Here is a 22,295-nt window from a genome sequence, read left to right as displayed (position 1 = left end):
AGTTGTTTAGTTCTTCACCTGTTTTGAACTGTTTAAAGAACTCATCGGGGATTAAATCTTCTGTTTTCATACATGTCTAAGTTTTTTATTATAAAACAACGGCTCAGGTAAAGTTGTTACCCAAGCCGATCATTTTAACTTACACACTTTATGAGAGAGTGTCTCTATATCCGACACGCTCATTCCTTTGGCATACAGAGAGACAATGACGTTCTCTAGCCCTTCGACCATACTTTTACGTTTGGGTATAATCATAGGATTGTAGCTAGCATCGCGATCTCTAGGGACTTTAATCTGGTCATTACCATAACTGGTTTTGATGGTCTTCGTAGAATATCCATTACGGCTATTATCCTCTTTTCTAGGACTATGCTTATCATAATCTAAATGATCATCTAGCTCACCCTCGAGCATTTTCTCTATGCCTCGCTTTTGAATCGACTTTAGAAAGTTGTTTAGTTCTTCACCTGTTTTGAACTGTTTAAAGAACTCATCGGGGATTAAATCTTCTGTTTTCATAATGTCTAAGTTTTTTATTATAAAACAACGGCTCAGGTAAAGTTGTTACCCAAGCCGTTCGTTTTAACTTACACACTTTATGAGAGGGTGTCATGAAATGTATGGTTGTAGATGACGAATCTATCGCCATGAAAGGCATCGTACACTATATTAGTAAACTCGATTTCCTTGAAGTTGAAGCAGTATGCTCTTCGGCTATCGAAGCGGCCAATATCCTTAAAAAAACGAAGTACACCTGATGTTCTTGGATATTAACATGCCTCACCTTACAGGTTTAGAGTTCTTAGAATCGCTTGATAATCCTCCTTTAACCATTATAACAACAGCCTATTCAGAGTATGCACTCGATGGTTTTCGACTTGATGTTGTTGATTATTTATTGAAACCAATACCCTTTCAACGTTTTTTTCAGGCAGTATCGAAAGCGCAAAATCTACATCAAGCCAAGCTACTTAGCCTAAATCAACACGAATCCATTCAAACGCAAATGTACGTTAGGCAAGGCGATGCTTTTAAACGGATTGACTGGCAAGACCTATACTATGCCGAAGGCATGCAAAACTACATTAAGCTGTACTTCAGCAACACCGTACTAACCATCCACCAAACCATGACCTCATTAGAAGAGATGTTGCCCAAAGATTACTTCTTCAGAATCCACCGATCCTATCTCATAAACCTAACACATATTGAGAAAATATCTGGTGGACAAGTTAGCATGTTGGGAGTAAGCTTACCGATTGCAAAACCTCGTCGAGAAGAACTGCTCAACTCTACAGTTTATAAGAACTTAATTAGCAAATAGAAAATGCTTTCTACAAAACAAATCGGGCTACTCTCACGAAAGAAAGTAGCCCGATCTATTTATATAATCTACTAATAGTAATAATTAGAAGTCTGCGTTATTCGGAGTTCTTGGGAAAGGAATTACATCGCGAATGTTTGACATTCCTGTGATGAATAATAGCAAACGCTCAAAGCCTAAACCAAAGCCTGAATGAGGACAAGATCCGTATTTGCGAGTATCTAAATACCACCACATATCACTCATTGGAATATTATTGTCTTCGACACGTTTCTTTAGTGTTTCATAATCTGTTTCACGTTCTGAACCACCGATGATTTCACCAATCTTAGGGAACAACACGTCCATACCACGAACAGTCTTACCATCTTCGTTAAGCTTCATGTAGAAAGCCTTAATCTCCTTAGGGTAATCAGTCATAATAACTGGACGTTTGTAATGTACTTCAACTAGGTAACGCTCATGCTCAGAAGCCAAATCAGCACCCCAATAAACAGGGAACTCAAATTTATGACCAGCAGCAACAGCTTCTTCTAGAACTTTAACACCTTCTGTGTAAGTAGCGCGCTTGAATTCTACACCAACAACATTTTGAAGTCTTTCAAGAAGACCTTTGTCAAAATGCTCTTCTAAGAACTTCAGGTCATCAAGACAGTTGTCAAGAGCCCACTGAATACAATACTTAATAAAGTCTTCAGCCAATTCTATATTGTCGTTGTTGTCGTTGAAAGCAACCTCGGGTTCAACCATCCAAAACTCAGCAAGGTGACGAGGAGTGTTTGAATTCTCAGCTCTAAATGTTGGGCCAAAGGTGTAAATTGAGCCTAGTGCAGTAGCAGCAAGCTCACCTTCGAGCTGACCAGAAACAGTTAAGTTGGTTTCTTTTCCGAAGAAATCTTCTTTATAGTCAACTTTTCCGTTCTCATCTTTAGCGACATTATCTAAATCAAGCGTAGTTACTTGGAACATCTCTCCAGCACCTTCGGCGTCAGAGCCTGTAATTAGCGGTGTGTGGAAATAGAAAAAACCTCTATCGTGGAAATACTTATGAATAGCATAAGCCATGTTATGACGTATTCTAAAAATAGCGCCAAACGTATTAGTACGTGGACGTAAATGAGCTATCTCGCGTAAGAATTCTAAGGTATGACCTTTCTTTTGCAATGGGTAAGTATTGTCGCAAACACCAAGTACTTCAATCTCAGAAGCTTGAATTTCTGCATTCTGACCTTGTCCCATCGATTCAACTAAGATACCATTAACACTAAGGCAAGCGCCAGTTGTTATTTTCTTAAGCATTTCTTCGTCGAAACCTGCTAGGTCAACCACTACTTGCACATTATTGATCGTAGAACCATCATTTAGTGCAATAAAACTAACTTTTTTGCTACCTCTACGGGTACGAACCCATCCTTTAATGTTAACCTTAGCTCCAAAGTCTGCTCTCTTTAATAGGTCAACAATTTTTGTTCTACCAATTCTTTCCATATTAAATTTTACGTCTTATTTTATCTCCGATAGCAAGCCAAAGGCTCGCTATCGGGTAATTTATTATTAATCAAATGATCCCATTTTCAAGAAGGCTACTTCTTGTTCTGTCAGGTATCTCCACTCACCACGGCGTAGTCCTTTTTTGGTTAGACCAGCAAATAGTACACGATCAAGTTTAACTACTTTATAGTCTAAACTCTCGAAGATACGACGTACAATTCTGTTTTTACCTGAATGGATTTCAAGACCAACCTGATTGCGCTTTTCGTCGTCAACATAACCAATAGTATCGGCTTTGATTAGACCATCTTCAAGTTCAATACCTTCAGCGATACGATCTATATCATTTTTTGTAACGTTTACATCAGTAGTTACGTGGTAAATCTTTTTCTTCTCGTACTTTGGATGTGTTAGCTTAGACGCTAAATCACCATCGTTCGTTAATAACAGAACACCAGTAGTTCTACGGTCTAAACGACCAACAGGATATATTCTTTCGTTACAAGCATCACTAACAAGATCCATAACCGTACGACGTTCTTGAGGATCGTCCATTGTAGTCACACAATCTTTGGGCTTGTTAAGAAGAACATATACTTTTTGCTCTAGCTCAGCAACCTTTTCGTTTACCTTAACCTGGTCGGTACGCATAACTTTAGTACCCAATTCCGTTACAACTACACCATTAACCGTAATAGAACCCGACTCGATTAACTCATCAGCTTCACGTCTTGAACAGATACCAGCGTTAGCAAGGTATTTATTCAAACGAATTGGTTTTGTTGGATCAACGAATTGTTGTTTATACTCAATCTGTTTACGTTTAGAGTATTTATCGTTCGGATTGTAATCAGCACTACGTTGAGGGCGATTAAATCTTTCTCCACGTGGAGTGAATGATTTTCTCTCTGATGAATAAGATCCACCTTCTCTTGAATCTTCACGACGTTCGTAAGAAGAACCCTCGCTTGATCTTGGAGTAAAGCTTTTACGTTCACCAAATTTTTGGCCTCTATCGCTTGAATATCCCCCAGGTCTTTCGTCTCTTCTTTCAGGACGGCTGAATCGACTTGAAGAATCCGAACGCTCACCATAAGGTTTATTACCGTAAGAGCGATTACCGCCACTTGGGCGTCTATCTTGATAGCTACCCGAATCTCTTCTTGGGTAACTTGACGATGATCTATCATCGCGTCTATCTCTATTATCTGAATGGCTCGTAGAACCAGCACTGCGTCGTATTATTTTACGAGGGTTTGCACTGTTATGATCTCTATTCGCCTCACGGCCAGTCTGCGGAGAGTCCTGCCAATTGTCTTTTTCTCTTTCCATTTTTATGTGGTAATAATTAGTAATGGCCTCACGGCCTACACGTTTAAATTATTATAGAAACAGTTACATCCCGGTATAGTTCTGGGGAGTAATCGCCTTTAATTCTTTTTTAAGATCTGCACTGATGTCAAGTCCATCAATAAATTCATGAATAGACACCTCATTAACGATGCTATTTGTTCTAGTCAACGCTTTGAGCGCTTCATAAGGATTAGGATATCCTTCACGACGAAGAATAGTTTGAATAGCCTCAGCTACCACACTCCAGCAATTGTCTAAATCGTGATGAATCGCTTTGTCATTTAATAAAAGTTTATTCAATCCCTTTAGGGTGCTTTGGAAAGCAATCAAGGTATGTCCCAACGGAACACCTACATTTCTAAGCACTGTCGAATCTGTTAAATCACGTTGCAGTCTTGAAATGGGTAATTTATGTGCTAGATGTTCAAAAATAGCATTGGCTAGGCCTAAATTACCTTCAGAATTTTCAAAATCAATCGGATTAACCTTATGAGGCATAGCACTTGAACCAACTTCACCAGCTTTGATTTTCTGTTTGAAGTATTCCATAGAGATATACTGCCAGAAATCACGGTCTAGATCTAGTACGATTGTGTTGATTCTCTTCAATGCATCAAAGAGTGCTGCAACATGGTCGTAGTTCGAAATTTGAGTAGTATAGTCTTCACGAATAACACCCAAGTGTTTCGATAAGAAGTTAGCTCCAAATTCTTTCCAGTTTACTGAAGGGTAGGCTACGCAATGTGCATTAAAATTGCCCGTTGCTCCTCCAAATTTACCTGTAATAGGCACAGTCTTCAACGTTTTGAATTGCTCTTCAATACGATAAGCAAACACCTTAATCTCTTTACCCAAACGAGTTGGGGAAGCTGGTTGACCATGAGTCTTTGCCAACATTGGAATATCCTTCCAAAGCTCAGCATATTCATTTAATTTAGCCAACAGCTCTTCAAGCATAGGGTAATAAACATCATTCAACGCATCTTTAATTGATAACGGAATGGAGGTATTATTAATGTCTTGAGAAGTCAAACCAAAGTGAATAAACTCTTTGTAAGCTTCTAAGCCACCAATTTTATCAAATTCTTCTTTAATAAAATATTCTACAGCCTTAACATCGTGGTTGGTTACAGCCTCAATGTCTTTTATGCGTTGTGCATCAGCCTCTGAAAAATCGTCATAAATAGAACGTAACTTAACAAACACTGCTGAATCTACACCTTGCAACTGTGGCAAAGGTAATTCACATAGTGCAATAAAGTATTCAATTTCAACTTGCACTCTGTATTTAATAAGTGCATATTCTGAGAAATAAGAAGCTAACACTTCTGTTTTACCTCTATATCGGCCATCAATAGGTGATATAGCAGTGAGTAGGTCGAGTTTCATAAATTAAGCTATTTGACAAAATACAAAACTAACGTTTTTTATTGACTAATGAAGTATTACAATACAAAATTCCTCCAGATTAAATGAATTCAAAACCCTATGCTTAATAGCCCCTTATCTCTTTAAAAGACAAACTTATCAATGATAATACTAAAATAGAATTGAGATGTTATTTGAAGCTTATATATTTGCATGAAAATCGATTATTAAAATAAGAATTATGATACAAAGAGGACTTTCCATCCTAAAACAGTTTATTGTTTATCTACTACTTTTCATCTGCATGAAGCTAGTCTTTGTCTTTTTTCATGCACGACTCTACGAGACATTAGACTTTTCTACGGTGCTTAGCATTATCAAAGCGGGCTTTCCTCTGGACGTCACCATGTCTTCTTATTTAGTAGCCCTACCGCTACTTATCAGACTTGTCAGTGTTTTTATAACAAGTAGATGGCTTGTCAACATACTTTTGGGCTATAATTTTTTAATCAGTATAGCCATTGGCGCACTCTATATTCTCGATTTACAACTCTATAGCTACTGGGGATTTCGCTTAGATAGCACACCTGTTTTCTATTTCCTCTCCTCTCCCAACAGTGCCATGGCAAGTATTACAACAGGGGAGTATGTCTTGGGAATTATTGCTACTCCAGTCCTTATTATAGCGATATACAAAACAATCAGAAAAGTTAGTCTGAAACCCCAATACTGGCTGATCCCAGCACAGAATAAACTAAGAAATAGCATTGTACTACTCTTTGCTATCGGCCTATGTTTTCTTGGCATTCGAGGGGGCTGGACTGTTTCGACCATGAATGTAAGCCGTGCCTATTTCAGCACCGACGAAAAGCTCAATCAAGCAGCTATTAACCCGTTGTTTAGCTTTATGGAATCGGCAATAAAAGATAAAAACTTTGGAAATCAATTTCAGTACATGGAACTATCTGATGCTGTGAAACTTGTCAGCGAACTCCACATGCCAAGTCAGGCAGATTCACTAAGTGTGCCAGCTCCTCTTTTGAATACGGATAGACCCGATATCTTCTTAGTTATCCTAGAGAGCTTTTCAATTCCCCTTATGGAGTCTCAAAGTCAGGGACGCCCCATTACACCCAACCTAAATCAACTAAGCAAGGAGGGGATATTCTTTAGTAGTTTCTATGCCAATAGCTTCAGAACAGACCGAGGTTTGGCTGCTATCTTGAGTGGTTACCCAGCACAACCCAACACAAGCATTATGAAATATCCACGCAAAGCTCAGAAGCTCCCAATGATTTCGGAAAGCTTAGCCAGCGTGGGCTATAGGCCACACTATTTCTACGGTGGAGATATCAACTTCACCAACCAAAAGGCATTCTTAAAGAGTGGTGGATACACAGATATAACATCCGATGTAGACTTTCCGATAACTCAACAGCTTAGTAAATGGGGAGTTGACGACCATTTTGTATTCGAAAAGGTTATTGAGATACTTCAAGAAGACACAATCTCCTCTCCTATTTTCTATACCATACAAACCTCTAGCAGTCATGAGCCATTTGATGCTCCTGCGAGCCTTTTTGAAAACAACAAAGAAAATGCCTTCGCCTATACTGATGCTTGTATCGGTGATTTTATAGCAGAATTAAAACGACTCAATCGTTGGGAGAATAGCCTTGTTATTTTTGTACCCGATCATCAGGGAGGATATCCTGAAAACCTACCTAACGATTCCTTAGTACGTTACCATATCCCATTAATCTGGACTGGTGGCGCTGTAGCAAACGCAGAAGAGATTAAGACAATTGGATCTCAAATTGATATAGCCGCAACCTTGTTGGCACAATTAAACTTACCGACTCAAGATTATACCTTTAGTAAAAATATGCTGAGTGAAGAAGAAGCTCATTTTGGATATTTCGCCTTTCCCAGTTTTGCAGGATTGTGGGACAATCAAGGTGGAGCAATACTCAATTTGCAAACAGACAGCGTACAAACTTTAGGAGAAGAGGTGGAGAGTAAACAACGCTTAAACCAGTTAAAAGCTTTATTGCAGATTATCTACCAAGACTTGGATAAGAAGTAAGACTACTTAATCATCTTTTTGTCGATACCAAACTTTTCATCGGGATGATCTTTTCCGTTGGGTTCGACATGCACAACAATGTCATACACGTTTTTGATATTATCACGAATACTATCTTCCACTCTGTTAGCAATTTGATGAGCTTGAATAAGAGTCAGATTGCCATCGACCTCTATATCAAGAGCGATCATATACATATTACCAATTTGGCGAGAACGGACACGGTGTGCATTACTTGCCCCAGGAACTAGTTCTACAGCATTAAAAATCTCCTCGTAAATCCCTTCATTTTGAACTCCGTCCATAAGTTCTACATTAGAGTCCATAAAGATATCAACAGCCGATTTAATAATAAACAAGCTAATAAGCAGCCCGGTAATAACATCCAGAAGAGGCATTTTAAATACAAAGGTAAAGAGAAGCCCAATTAAAACACTCACTGAAATTAACACATCGTTTCGCATGTTTATGGCATTGGCAATCAGAAGTTGACTGTTAATATGCTTTCCTTTTTTGTATTGATACAAAGCTAAAAGCAACTTACCGATAATAGAAAACAGCGTAACATAAATAGCCAACATCCCTGGAAGAGCCCGCTCCGTATCAAATAGCATGGCCTTAATCGAAGAGATAAACATCTGAACCCCTGCATACAAAATAATTAACGAGAGGATTTTGGTAGCAATGCCTTCGGCTTTTTTATACCCGTAAGCATATTTGGTAGATGGGGGTCTATTAACAATGTATGCAGTCAGAATCATCACTATCGAAATCACCACATCCGTTGCCGAATCTATACCGTCACCCAAAACAGCCAAGCTACCAGCCAATAATCCGACCACAATTTTGGATACTGATAGAATCAAGTTTCCTATTGCACTGATCCACGACGTTCGAATTAAGACTTGATGACTTTTATTGTCCTGCTCCATGATTTTGACCTTAAAATAAAGATTGCAAGTTCTTGCTTTAATTTTTCAACAAATGAGCGTCAAAGATAAACAACTTATACTAGTAATAAAGTCAAAACAGGCTTTTTAAGCTTTGATAAGTATAACTATAAACGAGTTAGTCAGAGCTGTCGAACCACCTACTCATTATACTAAAACCACTTACTCATTTTTAACGTCTCAATAACTTAAGAAAATTCAACATAACTGCATTTCATCAGCATCTTCATTTTTACCGTAACTTCTACACAAGAATATTTAGCCAATAAAAAATTAAAAGAGCCTATAGTTACCTATTACATCACTAACCTATAAAACACAATACCAATAGTTACAAGCACAACTACAAGTATAATAAACACAGATATAATCAGATTAACAACAAAGAAATATACACTTCTTTAAACACATATATTAACATAAAAAACATACCAATATTAACTCTCATCAAAGTTACTTTGAATTAACGACAGTCAAAAGATAGCTAATAACAGAGGTTTAGATCACTAAAGGATTAACAAAGCGAGGTATACATCCTTAATAAAAGAACACTTTAAAACAGTTTGCAAACAAGTATAAAAGTTGATACAACGCAACACCAACACTCGATATAAGCACTGAAACACACAAAAAAACCTTAATGGATATAACCCAAAGCTGACACCCAAGAGACAAAAGAACAACACAAACATAAAATACAACCATTAAAGAAAAATAGATTTATACATTATGGTAGTATTAATTACATAATCAACCATATTATGAAATCCCAATGAAACACAAACCTCAATTAACTTAATTTTTCATGGATTAATACTAATTGATCAATAACATAGGATTACTCTTCAAAATATAACTCTAGTTTTGGCCACCGGAAATAATCCAATAGTTAACAACACAAGTAAAATTCAAAAGATGAAAATTAAATTTTTATTCCTTTCGAGCTTATTCACACTCAGCTTAGCCTCGTGCGATTCTAACGAGGATTCTTTTAAAAACAATACCCACACAGCGTTTGAAGGAGACTTAAGGCTCAAGGTAGATATCGCAAGTTTGACTAGAGCTCAAGATGTTGTAGTTGCTCAAAATGCCAAATCTAATATCAACACCGTTGATATTTATTTATTAGATGAGACTAAAGTTTATAGCAGCTATAATATTGATGAGAAAGGGCTGAAAGACCTAACATCAGACAAAGGCTTTATTCTAGAGAAAATTAACGGGAATATTAGCCGTGTAGCGTTAATAGTAAACAAAAACAACTCGGAAGATAGAATACCTAGTGGAACACCCAACAGCGAGATAAAAAAGATCGCACTAAAAGCAAAGATAAAGGAGGTTCAGCCAAAAGAGCAAGAAGGACACACTGGTGTAGCAAACGCACAAATGTTTGGTGAATCATTGATAGTAGACTCGTCAACGGCTATTAACGAACTTACAGGCAACAACGTATTTACGGCAACTGTCAATCTAAAACCATCAATTGCCCGCATTCAAGTCTATGGTGAGATCAAGCATTCATCTGAAATATCTGATTTCAAAGTAAAAAAGATATTCTTAGATAATCTAATAACAGAAAGAGGAGACAGCAATAGTAAACTCAACGTTAATACTGCAACTGGTGAAGCACTAAAAAGCCTACTCAATGAAGTCGGTATATTTGATATGAGCGAAAATGAGCTAACAATGTTTCCTTCAACAGCAAATAGAGCCTATGCTTATCACATATTTCCACAGGAAGCCGATAACACGCTTGGAGTTAAACCTAAGGATAAAAGCGTAAAACTAATCATTGAGTTAGAATATAAAGACGCTGAGAACGTAACGACCACAGAGTATGCTACACTTAGATTAGCTAAAGCAAATACTACTAACTCAACATTAGTTGATCCCTCAGCACTTAACATTGAAGAATCTGAAGTTTACACGATGGACTTAGGCGTAATCGACTGGACCGGTGATGGCAAGTATGTAGACCCTTCTGACCCTAATGCAGAGAATGAGGAAAAAGACGAGTTCAAACCTGGAGATGGTGGGACAACTCCAAATGCAAACCAAAGAGACTTAAGCATCATTACTGAACTTCAAACATGGACAGATGTAGCTATAATTCCTCAAAACTAAGAAACTAAAGATACTTCCTATAATACACTCCTTGCTTACTCCACCTACTGATAACAAGGAGTGTTACTTCATAAGATGATAATAATGAACTACAAATACAGCTTTTTACTGCTCCTCATGATTTGTTTGACTAGCTGCCTTAAGGAGTCTGATAAAGGCTGCCAAAATGCTACAACAGTTATACTAAGACATGAATACAAAGCCGATGGGCCAACTAATGTTCTAATAGACCACTTACAATACTCCTCATTATACATATACAATGACCAAGGATACTTAGTTGACAAAATAGATTTAGATCAAAATCAACTCGTATCAGGATCAATAATTAGAGGACTTAAAAAAGGCAAACACACTATAGTTCCTTGGGCCAATATCGGAAAAAACACATATGTAGAGTCCGCTCATAAATTATCTGAAGCTCAAATTAAAGTGACTAAAGGAGACCAATATTACGCAACTAGCGATCGACTCTATTTTTCTAAAAAAGTGATCGACGTTCCTAGGAGTTTTGAAGATGCTCCAATCGAAATTTCAGATTTACTGACTTACCAATCAGCTCATATTAACTTTAGGGTAATTGCAAAGACTCCCAAGAAAAGAGATGTCACAGTCACTCTTACAAACACTACTCCTGTTTACAGTTTTGATCTGGGTTTGTTTAAGCCAAGCGAGACCTTATGTAGCCCCAAAATTACAGAAGAAGGTGGTAGCGATGAAGTGGATAATTACAAAAGAGTTATGGATTTCTCTGTTTTAAGATTTAAGAATGATAACTCGATAAGCATCGAACTTAGAAATAAAGCAACAAATGGATTTCTTGCTTCTGTAGTTAATCTGAAAAAGCTAATGGCAGACAATAATATTTCTATAAACACAAGAAATGAAACACTAATAGAGGTAGAACTTGAATTCAGAAGCGGTGTATTAAATACCAAAATAAAAGAATGGGGTCGTACTCCTATTATACCTCAAAACTAATTACCTCTAAAAAATTTCACACCATGTATTACTTTAAGAATATAAAAACTATCTTATTTGCTCTGATAGTTGTACTTAGTGGGTGCAATTCGGAGGATAATATAAACACGGATTCTCCTTCTGAAGATGCCTTATTAACAATTAGCTTTAGAGATAAAGCTACGGCTAGCAATTCTAAAACAACAGTTAATCAAGAGTTAACCAAAGAGTCGCTTTCATTCTTTCTTTTTCAGAAAAAAGAGAATGGAACCGATGAATTTGTTTTTTCTCCGCAACAAGACAGAACCAGTATTTCAAAAGATCTAAGTTCGGAGCACACTTACAAGATCAAATGTAAAATTCCTGATAAAGATTATGGCACAATCTACTTGATGGCCTTGAAAGATTATAAAGGACCTAAGCCTATTGCTCGACAAAGTTCTGAGAGTTTCAGTAAGACCAACCTTATCAACTTATACAGTGGAATTCTTAATACTCAAAATCACACATTATACGGTACTTCTGAGTTTAAAACAAACAGAAGATTTATATCAACATCGTTAAAACTCATTAACCCACTTGCAAAAATCAACCTGAGTGTTGATGAAACTCTTTACGATGCCACAAATCACAATTACAAGATAAAAAACATCGCTTCGGTTCGTGTGTATCGTAGTTATGACCGATCGGCCATTTACATTGACCCCGCTAACTTAAACAGTTCGGGAGATGTTCTGAGGCCAACAATACCAAGTGATGTGAAGTATAATATGAACAATGGCCAGTCAACCTCTTCGATCGAAGAAGCTGATAAAAGCCCACTACTCTACGATCTAAGCTCAAGTCCGGCTACAACATATAATGATGCAATCTTCATCCCCGAAGTAAAACACACCCCCAAACAATTACGAAAAGACGTAACGTCTGTAGTAGTGGGTGTTTACTTGGAGAATCCTGAGTACGCAGGACAGCAAAGATATTACAGGGCTGACTTCGCAAAATACGACGACGGCGATCCAACTCCTCAAGAGTTCTACTCGATACTCAGAAACCATAGCTACAGTTTTATCTTTGCAGGAGCTAAGACTCCAGGTACAGAAGAACCAGAAGAAGCCCTAAATGCAAAATCATCTTTATGGCTTAACTTAGAGGTATGGAATGATCAAGAGCTTTCATCAGTTATCAACGGAGAGTACTATTTTAGTATGAAATCCTCAGATATCAAATTGCCCTTTACGGAAGGAAGCTCAATAACCATACCCTACAAAACAAATATTAACGGAGATCTGAACTCATCAATGAAGTTGACATGGGATAATGGTACAAGCAATGAGAATGAATATTTCGAAGCTTATCTTAACACCCAAACCAAAAGCATCGTAATCACTACCAAAGCGGAGAATACCGATCAGCAGCGAACTGCAACCCTCCATATCAACCTTATGAATCATGCTTTTAGGGTCAAAGTATATCAAGCTGAACGCCGTCCCAACTTCTACATTTCACCAACCAACTACACAGTCAGCGGAGTTTATGTGAGAAACCAAGCACTGATCGAAGGTACACATACCCTAAGAGTTCGTCTTTATGCTAAAACAAAAAACGAAAAGCTTAACGGTCTAACTTATGCACTAAGCGCTTCAGAGATTGAAGGAGTCTATATTGAAGAGACCATCGGGACTTTCGACAACGTCATGGTGGATGCTCAAAACGGATTAGACTACCAAGATGTGGTTTTGAATATTAAAGGACTAAGCACTCGAGCTAAAAACAAAAGACTTACCGTTCTGGCTACAGGACAAGAGGAGTCATATCTCAATGCAATCATTCCGTTTGCCTACACCCCTAAAAAGATTTTGGGTTTATACGGCAGCTCAAGTAAAAACAAGCTATCTGATAGTAGCAGCTTCATAAAATTAATCACCAATACAGTCAACTACGGTACTGCTACAAACTCAACGGTGAAAGCTGAACAGATAACTTACAGAGAGTCTAGCGACAATAACCTAGCAGCACTAATTCAAAGCGAAAAGCCCGATGTTATTATTTGGGGAGATGGGTATAGTTTAAATAGAGACCAAACCATCGCTCTAAAGAACTTTATGACTCAACGCAATGAGTTAGGTGCACCAGGGATAGTATTAGCATTCAATGCAAATCCTACACATGTTATAAGCTTGTTCACCATACTAGGTGTGACTTCAGGCACACCTAAAGCAATCAGTCTAAACACAAAATTCAATACAATAACTCCTAATAGAGGGGACTATCTACACAACAGATATCGCTTACCTGTTTACGATTGGGACTTGGGTGTCAATGGTTCTTTTGGAGCACTTGGTACTAAATACATTAAGCTTGATCCTGATAACAGTACAAGCCTAACAAATCTCTCGTTTGGAGAAGTATTAAAGTATACTGGCAATGTTCCGTTCGGTAAGAAAACCGACAAATTTGATTACGCCACTTCTGCCTGTAGACTAGCTAGCTTACCACTATTCTGGGTAGGAGCCAATAAGTTTCTTTCAGAAGAACAGTGGCTATTTGATTCAGATAACAGACTTGCAAACGAAGGTGAGGTTAAGTACACCGCTTCGAAAGAACTATACAGCATGCGATTAACTACAAACTCTGTATTCTTTGCCAACCTCTTAGAGTGGGCTTTTTATACATCAGAATACGGATTAAAATAAAGAAACATGAAACGGATTTATAATAAAACAATATCAATACTAGCCGTCTGTTGTCTAATGATTATTGTCTCTTGCACTAAAGATGAACTAGTCAAAGGTGATTCTGACACTAGATCGAACGACTTCTTTCTTTTTATCAATGTACCAGATAATATAGAGACTCAAACACGAGCCTTATCAGAAGCTGACAACTATAAAATAGACATAGCTACACTTCGAATCTTGCTTTTCAAAGAAGGAAAACTCACACAAGAAGTAGTTATCGACAATAAGGATTCCTCTTATAACGCAGATGAGCAAGCCTACAAAATAAAGATCAACGACATAGAGCGTAATAATGACATCGTTGACTTTGTCATCGTAGCCAATCATAATTTTCCTTCACTCAGTAAAGGAACAACAAAAGAAGACTTTTACGAAAACCTAACGTTTGATACAAATGGAAAATGGGACACAGAAACTCCACGTTTACTCCCTTTTTGGGGTGAAGCCCAGCATGTTCAACTAGACGAAAATTTAGGAACGAGATATAGCCCAACTAAGTTTGAAGTGACCTTGCTCAGGTCACTGGCTCGAGTTGACTTTATTTCGTCAACAGATCAATCAAAGAATACTCCTAAAGCTTATACATTACAAATAAAAAGCATCTCAATCTACAACAGTCTTGATAAGGGAACGATTGCCCCTAGTCAAGTAAGTTTAGATCCAAATGGAGCAGTAACTCGACCAACGTTACCCAGTAATACAAAGGCTAAGCAAGAACCGCTTAAATATGAAGTATCTACTCCTTCTGAGTTTACCTCTCAAATATTTATTCCTGAACAAAAACTCATAGGTAAGGATAGTCGTGAGATTATGACCTTTGTTGTAGGTGGACAAACAGAAAACTCTACAACTACCACCTACTATAGAGTTGACCTTCATATACCATCTGGCAGTGAATACAAAGCAATTGATGTACTTCGTAACCACAGGTATATTATTAACATACTAGGGGTTAGAGGCAATGGGGCAAGTACTGAAGAGGCTGCTTTAAAATCTAATGCGAAGAATATTGAGGTAGATCTAGTTACTTGGGATGAAGCCATAAACGAAGGATTTATTTATGGAGACAAGTATCTTGGGATTAACAGTTCCGACCTATTTTTCAAAGAACACCATGTGGGTCAAGAACTGAATATTAACATACAGACGAATCTCGACATCCAAGAACTCAAAGACAACATCCAATTTGTATGGCAAACTAGTGGCCTATTTGAAGCAGAAGTCAGTCAAGCTACCAATAAACTAAACATTTTGGTCAAAACTCTTACTGACAACTCAAACAATGAAGTCATCAGTGATATACTTGAACTAGAACTCAACAACCATAAATTCAACGTAAACGTCAAACAGAATACGACAAAATTAGCCTACGACATACTTTGTGAAGAGACTAAGATTCATGGGGTTTATCAGGCAAAACTACCATTGAACTCTAGCAATTACATATCAGTTCGTATTCGCTCTAGAGAGAACCTATCTGGCCATCGCTATGAAATAGTTTCGGATAAGATAGATAACCTGGAATTCAAAGGCGAAGGCGTACTTGCAATGACCAAGCAAAGTGATGACTTTTACTATCAAACTGTAAAACTGATAGGAGACGGTACAGCCACCACCACCACCCCTAAATTTTTCACAGTAACACCGAATAGTCAGAACTATCAAAACTGCTCTGTAGAGCTTAAAATGGCTTACACGAAGAAGAGCATTGTGGGAATAGGTCATCTAGAATATGGGTACAGCACAGATCGAGGCAATAAAATAGAAGTACCGCATAGCTATAGGTTTAGAGAATCGCAAAACAACTTTGGACTAACTGAAAAGAGTACAATTAAATCTGAGAGACTCACGAATTTCATACATATAGACGATGCTAATTATAAAGAAGACCTACAAAAGCTAAGAAGTGCCATAAATAAGAATCCAGATATTCTCATTTGGGGATATACTGGTCAAGATAAAAGTGACGACACAAAAGAGATGAATTCTATAGCTGTGGAGTATCTTAAAAAAGGAGGAACGATGATTTTTATGAGTGAAACTATAGACGCGATAGATGATTTCTTCAAGAAGCTATATAGCGGAAGTGGCTTAGACATTTCAGTAAAAGCTCATGATTCTGGAGGAGCAGGAACGAACTATGCCTTTATTACACAACCCGGAGATGTAGTCTCAGATGGACCATTTGGTTCGGTACATGGAAAGTTCTGGGGAGAAGATGCATCTGATACTCGAACAGTTACAGGTATACCAAGTGAGGATATGGTGGTTTATAGCTTGGGGATTCCTTACGGAAAAGAAAAAACAACACCTGATAAGGGCGTATGTATATTTAGACATACCAAGTACAACTTATTCTTTATAGGGGATGCAGGCTTTATTTCTCAAGCTGGAAGATCTGCAACAATAAAGGTACATACTTACTGCCCATTTTTAGTGGATGGTGAGGATAGACCAATACCAAAAGACGGTTACGGACCAGGATCCTCAACCAGAACAGGTCTCGTCCACAACGCTGTTTTCTTTGCTAACGTGCTAGCTTGGGCTGTTGATAGAGCCGAGTTTCACGGTATTAATTCAGTTAAATAGGATTCTGTTTAAATTCATATAATAGTAAAATGGCATCAAGGGTGTGATTCTAAATTTAGAATCACACCCTTGATCTTTTAGAGTTTTTATATCTACATCAATCGATCGCCAATGAAGGAATTAACTTATCAAATCGCTTAGGTAGACAAATACTGATATCTGTAGTAATAAACTTACCATTATAGAACAAACTAAAGACTGTAGCCGGTGTTGGAGCCTGCTGAGCCTCAACAAAAGATTCAAGTTTTATAAGTTGAAGAGGTATAGATCTTTGAACTGCAATTTGAGGTAATTCCTTTTCGACATAAAAGGGAGCAAAAGGACAACGATTCGAATAATAGGCTACCAGCCCTGATTTATTGGGGGATTCACCCGACAAAACTGAAGATTTAAACTGGGGTAGTTGAGTTTCAGGTTGAATTAACTTAGCCAAAAGTTTAAAACCATTGGGTAAGGTTTGGACGACTTGAAACCCTTGACTCAAGAGCCACTTCGGATCACTCATAAAAGGAAGTTTCTTTGTCCCCGTAACGGTAACCAACCCTGATTTATGTTGTGCTTTTGCATCACTCAAGGCTGAAGCTAAAAGAGCTTTACCATATCCTTTGCCTTTATACTGTCCTGAGACCCAAAAGCAATTAATCATCAGAAAATCAGGAGCATCAATAGGTGCCCAAGCCTTTTCAGCAGGACCATACTCGATAAACACTTTTGCTCTGGCATTAAGTTTTCGAAATACATAACCTGCTTCAAGTTCTGCTCGAAGCCACTCTTTTTTCAAGTTATACCCTTCTTTACACTCTTTAGAGCTTATCGCACAACAAATATGTTCTTCATCGAGGTTATCTTTGGTTAAGGTAATGAAGTCTGAGTTCTGATGGTTTAGATTCATATTTAATTCTTACTGATTGATATTACACACTAAATATAAAATAAAAATCTCTTATCACTGCCTTTTAAACTAGCTATCTACAGCGAACATAAAGCCTGAAAACTATGTTATGAATCTACAGTAAGTAATAACTCATAATACAGATATGAAAGTCAAGAAAATCCTGAAAACTCTAGTGCTTCTACTCGTTGTTTTTATAGCCTTCTTGGTTATCAAAACAGCAATATATCCGTTTGGCAAGCTATCGAATGAAAATCAACACGCTTCTATTGTAGATTTCAAACCAACCGATAAAGCCATACGTAATTTTGCCGGTGGAATCCGAATCCCAACCGTCAGTACCCAACCCTATAGTGAAACCAATTTCAAGCCTTTCGATGAGTTTAAATCTTATCTTAAGAAAACTTATCCGATGGTTTATCAGACTATGGAGACCGACTCGGTAAATACTTACGGATTACTATTTCGTTGGAAAGGAAAAGACAGCAGCCTAAAGCCCATCTTATTTCTATCACATTACGATGTTGTTCCTGTTGCAGGCTATGATCCAACAACAGAAATAGCAACCGATACAATCTTCCAACCAAACGACAAACCCCTTCCTCCGATAAGTGCTTACCCAGATAAATGGGATTATTCACCGTTCTCAGGAGCTGTAGTTGATGGGCGTATTTATGGTAGAGGTACATTGGACATGAAAGTGATGCTATTTTCGTTAATGGAGGGTGCGAATAACCTTATTGAAGAAGGTTTTGAACCCCAGAGAGATATTTGGTTTGCCTTTGGACACGATGAAGAGGTTAGCGGACGAGAAGGCGCAGTTAAGATTGCTGATTATCTGAAAAGCAAAGGGCTCAGCTTCGATGCTGTTTACGACGAAGGTGGAATCATTGCTGCTCCAGGTTCAGCATTAGAGGCTATAAAGCAACCTTTAGCCCTAGTAGGAATTGGAGAAAAGGGATTTCTTACGCTAGAACTTACTGTCAAAGGTTTAGGTGGACACTCCTCAATGCCTCCTGCCAAGAGCTCACTAGTTTATGCTGCTGAGATTATAGACAAGCTCAATACCGAGCAGTTTCCTGCAGAAATTATTAGCCCCATTGCTGACTTCCTTACTAATATTGGTGGTGAGATGAATTTCACCTCAAGAATGGCTATTGCCAACCAATGGTTACTAAAACCTGTGCTACTGAGTTTCCTTGAAAAAGCTCCAGCATCCAATGCACTAGTTCGCACAACCACCGCCATAACCATGGCTAAGGGTAGCGATGCGCCCAATGTCTTGGCTTCGGAAGCGACGGTTACAGTTAACTTCCGAATTCTTCCAGGTAACACTGTAGCACAAGTCTTAGAACACGTAGACAAGATATGCAAAGATTATCAGGTTAAAACCGAGATTATCTCGCAGCGCGAACCTTCGGGCATATCCCCTATCCAGGTGCGAGGCTATGAGATTATCGGACAGACTTTGAGTCAGATTTATCCTCAGGCAATCACAACTCCATACATCACAATTGGAGGAACCGACGCTTATAAATATCAGATTGTTTCGGATAATATATATCGCTTACTCCCCTACGAATTAAACCTGTACGAACAACGTACTATCCACAACCAGAACGAGTACATCTCTATTGAGAACTTCGGTCGTGTAGAGTGGTATTTTAAAGAATTAATGAAAACTTATTAACAGATAGACAAATGAAAACCCATTGGGACGAGAAATATAGCCAGTCAGAATACGTTTACGGAACAAAGCCTAATCTGTTCTTTAAAGAGAACTTAGATAAATTACCTGTAGGTAAAGCCCTTTTCTCAGCCGACTTACTTTATCACAATATCCAAATGCGCAACTAATCCCCTCAACCCACTCTCAGGAAAAATTGTTTTCTTCAAGCGATTGACGTTGGGGTTGATTGAAAAATTATATGAGCTCGAAAAGTCTACTCGCTCTAGGTTAGTCTGATTGAAAGAGGTTCTGAGTAGATCACAATCTTCAAAAACAGCGCCAGAAATGTCAGAGCTATCAAAGTAGGCCTCATGAAGGCTACAACCTGTGAATAGCGTATTTTTTATTTTAATCGAAACAAAATTGGCGTAGTTGAGTAGTGTACTCTCGAAAGACAGAGAGTTTGAAAACTTATTCAAATTCGTAAAATCGGCACCAATTACCTTACACTCAGTAAACTTGACCTCATGGAGGGTATCCACAAACTTCACGAGAGTGAAATCGCACTGTCTAAACTCGCAGGTATCGAACGAAGTATTATCGAGCATTTTTTTTGAAAAGTCGCACGAAATAAATACACAGTTATAATACTCTTGCTCTAATTCGACCTCATTAAAATTGATATTCTCTAGTGTCTGATTTTCCATTTTAAATCTGTTTAAACTAACTACAAAGATTGCAAAGTCTTCCCGATTTACCAATTGTAGCAAGCCATAACATCCACATAATACCCAATCTCTACTATCACACAGTCTTACAAAGCTTTAAGTGGAAACAAGTTACCTATATAATTTTATTTTTGGTTTAGTATCCATATCTTTAATAGGATTTGGGAAACTATACAAGTACTTGTATTTTTAGTAATCTCGGTGTTGAAGCCTTGAAAGGGCAAGAGGAAGAAAATAAATAAAAAACAAGAGCTATAACCACTATTGAATAATTTATTAATCAAAATAAGAGAAAACATGTTGAAAAAGACTTTCTATTTAGGACTAATCTTGGTTGCGCTATCATCCTGCCAGCAAACAACAAATGACAAAAAGCAGGAGCCAAATGAAGTAAAACTCAAGTCCGAAGTGGTACTTAAGGATTATGGTAAAGACCCGTTGGTAATCAACATTGATGATTACACCATAGAAAACGAGACCTTTAGAACAACCATCTGGACAGGAGATCACCTACAGCTAACTGTAATGTCAATACCTGTAGGAGGAGAGGTAGGACTCGAGATTCACTCCGACATTGAGCAGTTTCTAAGAATTGAAGAAGGAGAAGCAGAAGTATTGATGGGAGATGAAAAGGACAACCTTAATTTTGTTCGTAAAGCCAGTGAAGATGATGCCATCTTTGTTCCGACAGGAAAATGGCATAACATCAAGAATACAGGTGATAAACCTCTAAAACTATATTCTATCTATGCCAAACCCGAGCATGAGCATGGCACAATACACCAAACAAAAGCAGAGTCGGATGCAGATCACCACGATCACGACTAAGTTTATGCTATAACCTATCATAAAGAAAAGGCGCTTGATTATTTATACTAATCCAGCGCCTTTTCTTTAAAACATCTAATTTTGTTGCTCTTCAAATCAACCCACTCGACTACTCTTAACCTCCTGACGATGTACCGCAACCACAGAACCAATGCTAGCCGTAATGATACAGCCGATAGATAGCCATTGACTCGCACTCAGGAACTCATTTAAGAAGATTAGACCAAAGAAGGCGGCGAAAGCTGGGTGAAGACTCATTAAGATGCTAAAAGTCTTAGATGGAAGGTTCTTGAGCCCTATGAAGTCGAGCGTAAAAGGAATGGCACTCGAAAAGATTGCAACAGCTAATCCCATCAAAAAGTATCGAGGAGTAATATTAGACAGCTCTCCACTGAATATACCAAAAGGTAAGATAAAAAGTGCAGCAACACAAAGCCCAATAGGCACAGCATCCCGACTACGCATCAAGTGCGAGATCCGACCACCCATAACAATATAGAGTGCCCAACAGATTCCTGCAAGTAAAACAAAGAGTAAACCTATGGGATCTATCCCACTATCTCCACTCCATGGGACAATAAGGAAGATGCCGACTCCTGCAAGCAAAGCCCAAACTAGATCTTGAACTCGGCGAGAGCCGAGTAAGGCAAGCATTAATGGGCCAAGAAACTCTACAGTTACGCCTAACCCAAGGGGGATACGTTTAATTCCGAGATAAAACAGGAGATTCATACCACCAAGAAGCAAACCGTAAGGGATTACAGTTTTCCATTGCTGGCGTGTGACATTAAAAAGATTGGGACGGTGAATTAAGAATAGTATAATCGCGGATAACCCGATTCGCAGTGTACTTGTACCACTTGCTCCCATTACAGGGAAAATACGTTTAGCTATTGAAGCTCCACCCTGCACACTAATCATTGACATGAGAACGGCAGGAACTGCTCTATTAGAAGAAGATTTCTTCATCGATTACTATTTTAATATATATAAACTAAAATCTGAATAAACGAGCGTGTATTCTTATGTAAGGATTTAGGCTAGGTTAAAACGAGAAAGATACCCCTTTGATGTGAAAAAGCAGCTACAAAGTATTGTAACTGCTCCTTCTTAGGATGTGGGCGTTGACGGATTCGAACCGCCGACCCTCTGCTTGTAAGGCAGATGCTCTAAACCAACTGAGCTAAACGCCCGA

Annotated in this window: 16 protein-coding genes, 1 tRNA gene and 1 pseudogene; 9 read left to right on the top strand and 9 right to left on the bottom strand. The window is 38.1% G+C overall.

The window, feature by feature from the left end:
• Positions 1–129 precede the first annotated feature (129 nt).
• Entirely contained in the window at positions 130–519 is a 390-nt protein-coding gene (locus tag B091_RS0110460) for a transposase (protein WP_018109945.1), read from the bottom strand.
• 92 nt (positions 520–611) lie between these two features.
• On the opposite strand from B091_RS0110460, the pseudogene B091_RS12130 reads away from it, so the two are divergent.
• A pseudogene (locus tag B091_RS12130) lies at positions 612–1,324 on the top strand (LytR/AlgR family response regulator transcription factor).
• An 84-nt stretch (positions 1,325–1,408) separates the two neighbouring features.
• Here the strand turns inward: B091_RS12130 and asnS are convergent.
• From asnS to purB, 3 genes are all read right to left on the bottom strand, one after another.
• Positions 1,409–2,812, bottom strand: a complete 1,404-nt coding sequence (gene asnS, locus B091_RS0110450; RefSeq protein ID WP_018109944.1) for an asparagine--tRNA ligase — start codon at positions 2,810–2,812, stop codon at positions 1,409–1,411.
• A gap of 66 nt (positions 2,813–2,878) precedes the next feature.
• Entirely contained in the window at positions 2,879–4,147 is a 1,269-nt protein-coding gene (locus B091_RS0110445; RefSeq protein ID WP_018109943.1) for a pseudouridine synthase, read from the bottom strand.
• Positions 4,148–4,210: 63 nt separating this feature from the next.
• A complete protein-coding gene (purB, locus tag B091_RS0110440; protein ID WP_018109942.1) occupies positions 4,211–5,557 on the bottom strand; it encodes an adenylosuccinate lyase in 1,347 nt (448 codons plus the stop codon).
• A gap of 220 nt (positions 5,558–5,777) precedes the next feature.
• On the opposite strand from purB, the gene B091_RS0110435 reads away from it, so the two are divergent.
• On the top strand, positions 5,778–7,622 hold the full coding sequence (locus B091_RS0110435; protein ID WP_025069587.1) for an LTA synthase family protein: 1,845 nt from the start codon (positions 5,778–5,780) through the stop codon (positions 7,620–7,622).
• 2 nt (positions 7,623–7,624) lie between these two features.
• On the opposite strand, the gene B091_RS0110430 is transcribed toward B091_RS0110435, so the two are convergent.
• Positions 7,625–8,554 carry a cation diffusion facilitator family transporter gene (locus B091_RS0110430; protein ID WP_018109940.1) on the bottom strand — a complete coding sequence of 310 codons (930 nt, stop codon included), beginning with the start codon at positions 8,552–8,554 and terminating at the stop codon, positions 7,625–7,627.
• Positions 8,555–9,487: 933 nt separating this feature from the next.
• Between B091_RS0110430 and B091_RS0110425 the strand changes: the two genes are divergently transcribed.
• The 4 genes from B091_RS0110425 (at position 9,488) to B091_RS0110410 (ending at position 16,983) form a co-directional block, all read left to right on the top strand.
• Entirely contained in the window at positions 9,488–10,696 is a 1,209-nt protein-coding gene (locus B091_RS0110425; protein WP_018109939.1) for a hypothetical protein, read from the top strand.
• Positions 10,697–10,780: 84 nt separating this feature from the next.
• Entirely contained in the window at positions 10,781–11,677 is an 897-nt protein-coding gene (locus tag B091_RS0110420; RefSeq protein WP_034525144.1) for a FimB/Mfa2 family fimbrial subunit, read from the top strand.
• Between the two features lie 23 nt (positions 11,678–11,700).
• A complete protein-coding gene (locus B091_RS0110415) occupies positions 11,701–14,349 on the top strand; it encodes a hypothetical protein (RefSeq protein ID WP_018109937.1) in 2,649 nt (882 codons plus the stop codon).
• Between the two features lie 6 nt (positions 14,350–14,355).
• Positions 14,356–16,983, top strand: a complete 2,628-nt coding sequence (locus B091_RS0110410; RefSeq protein ID WP_155888330.1) for a hypothetical protein — start codon at positions 14,356–14,358, stop codon at positions 16,981–16,983.
• Positions 16,984–17,080: 97 nt separating this feature from the next.
• On the opposite strand, the gene B091_RS0110405 is transcribed toward B091_RS0110410, so the two are convergent.
• Positions 17,081–17,875 carry an N-acetyltransferase gene (locus B091_RS0110405; RefSeq protein ID WP_018109935.1) on the bottom strand — a complete coding sequence of 265 codons (795 nt, stop codon included), beginning with the start codon at positions 17,873–17,875 and terminating at the stop codon, positions 17,081–17,083.
• A 145-nt stretch (positions 17,876–18,020) separates the two neighbouring features.
• Here B091_RS0110405 and B091_RS0110400 point away from each other — a divergent pair, with 145 nt between their 5' ends.
• Positions 18,021–19,565: a M20/M25/M40 family metallo-hydrolase gene (locus tag B091_RS0110400; protein WP_018109934.1), complete on the top strand. Its 1,545-nt coding sequence runs from the start codon at positions 18,021–18,023 to the stop codon at positions 19,563–19,565.
• Between the two features lie 11 nt (positions 19,566–19,576).
• Positions 19,577–19,732, top strand: a complete 156-nt coding sequence (locus B091_RS12650) for a hypothetical protein (RefSeq protein ID WP_155888327.1) — start codon at positions 19,577–19,579, stop codon at positions 19,730–19,732.
• Here the strand turns inward: B091_RS12650 and B091_RS0110395 are convergent.
• On the bottom strand, positions 19,700–20,251 hold the full coding sequence (locus B091_RS0110395) for a pentapeptide repeat-containing protein (protein ID WP_018109933.1): 552 nt from the start codon (positions 20,249–20,251) through the stop codon (positions 19,700–19,702). The genes B091_RS12650 and B091_RS0110395 overlap by 33 nt on opposite strands.
• A 318-nt stretch (positions 20,252–20,569) precedes the next feature.
• On the opposite strand from B091_RS0110395, the gene B091_RS0110390 reads away from it, so the two are divergent.
• A complete protein-coding gene (locus tag B091_RS0110390) occupies positions 20,570–21,100 on the top strand; it encodes a cupin domain-containing protein (protein WP_018109932.1) in 531 nt (176 codons plus the stop codon).
• A 96-nt stretch (positions 21,101–21,196) separates the two neighbouring features.
• Here the strand turns inward: B091_RS0110390 and B091_RS0110385 are convergent, their stop codons facing one another.
• Together B091_RS0110385 and B091_RS0110380 are read right to left on the bottom strand one after the other, a co-directional pair.
• The gene (locus B091_RS0110385) at positions 21,197–22,069 is read right to left on the bottom strand and encodes an EamA family transporter (RefSeq protein WP_018109931.1); all 873 of its coding nucleotides are present in this window, start codon (positions 22,067–22,069) and stop codon (positions 21,197–21,199) included.
• Between the two features lie 149 nt (positions 22,070–22,218).
• Positions 22,219–22,293, bottom strand: a tRNA-Val gene (locus tag B091_RS0110380).
• Positions 22,294–22,295 lie beyond the last annotated feature (2 nt).

Source organism: Bacteroides propionicifaciens DSM 19291 = JCM 14649 (genome assembly GCF_000375405.1).
GTDB lineage: Bacteria > Bacteroidota > Bacteroidia > Bacteroidales > Bacteroidaceae > Bacteroides_E > Bacteroides_E propionicifaciens.
The sequence above is the reverse complement of the archived record's forward strand: the minus strand, read 5'-3'. Positions and strand labels throughout refer to the sequence as shown.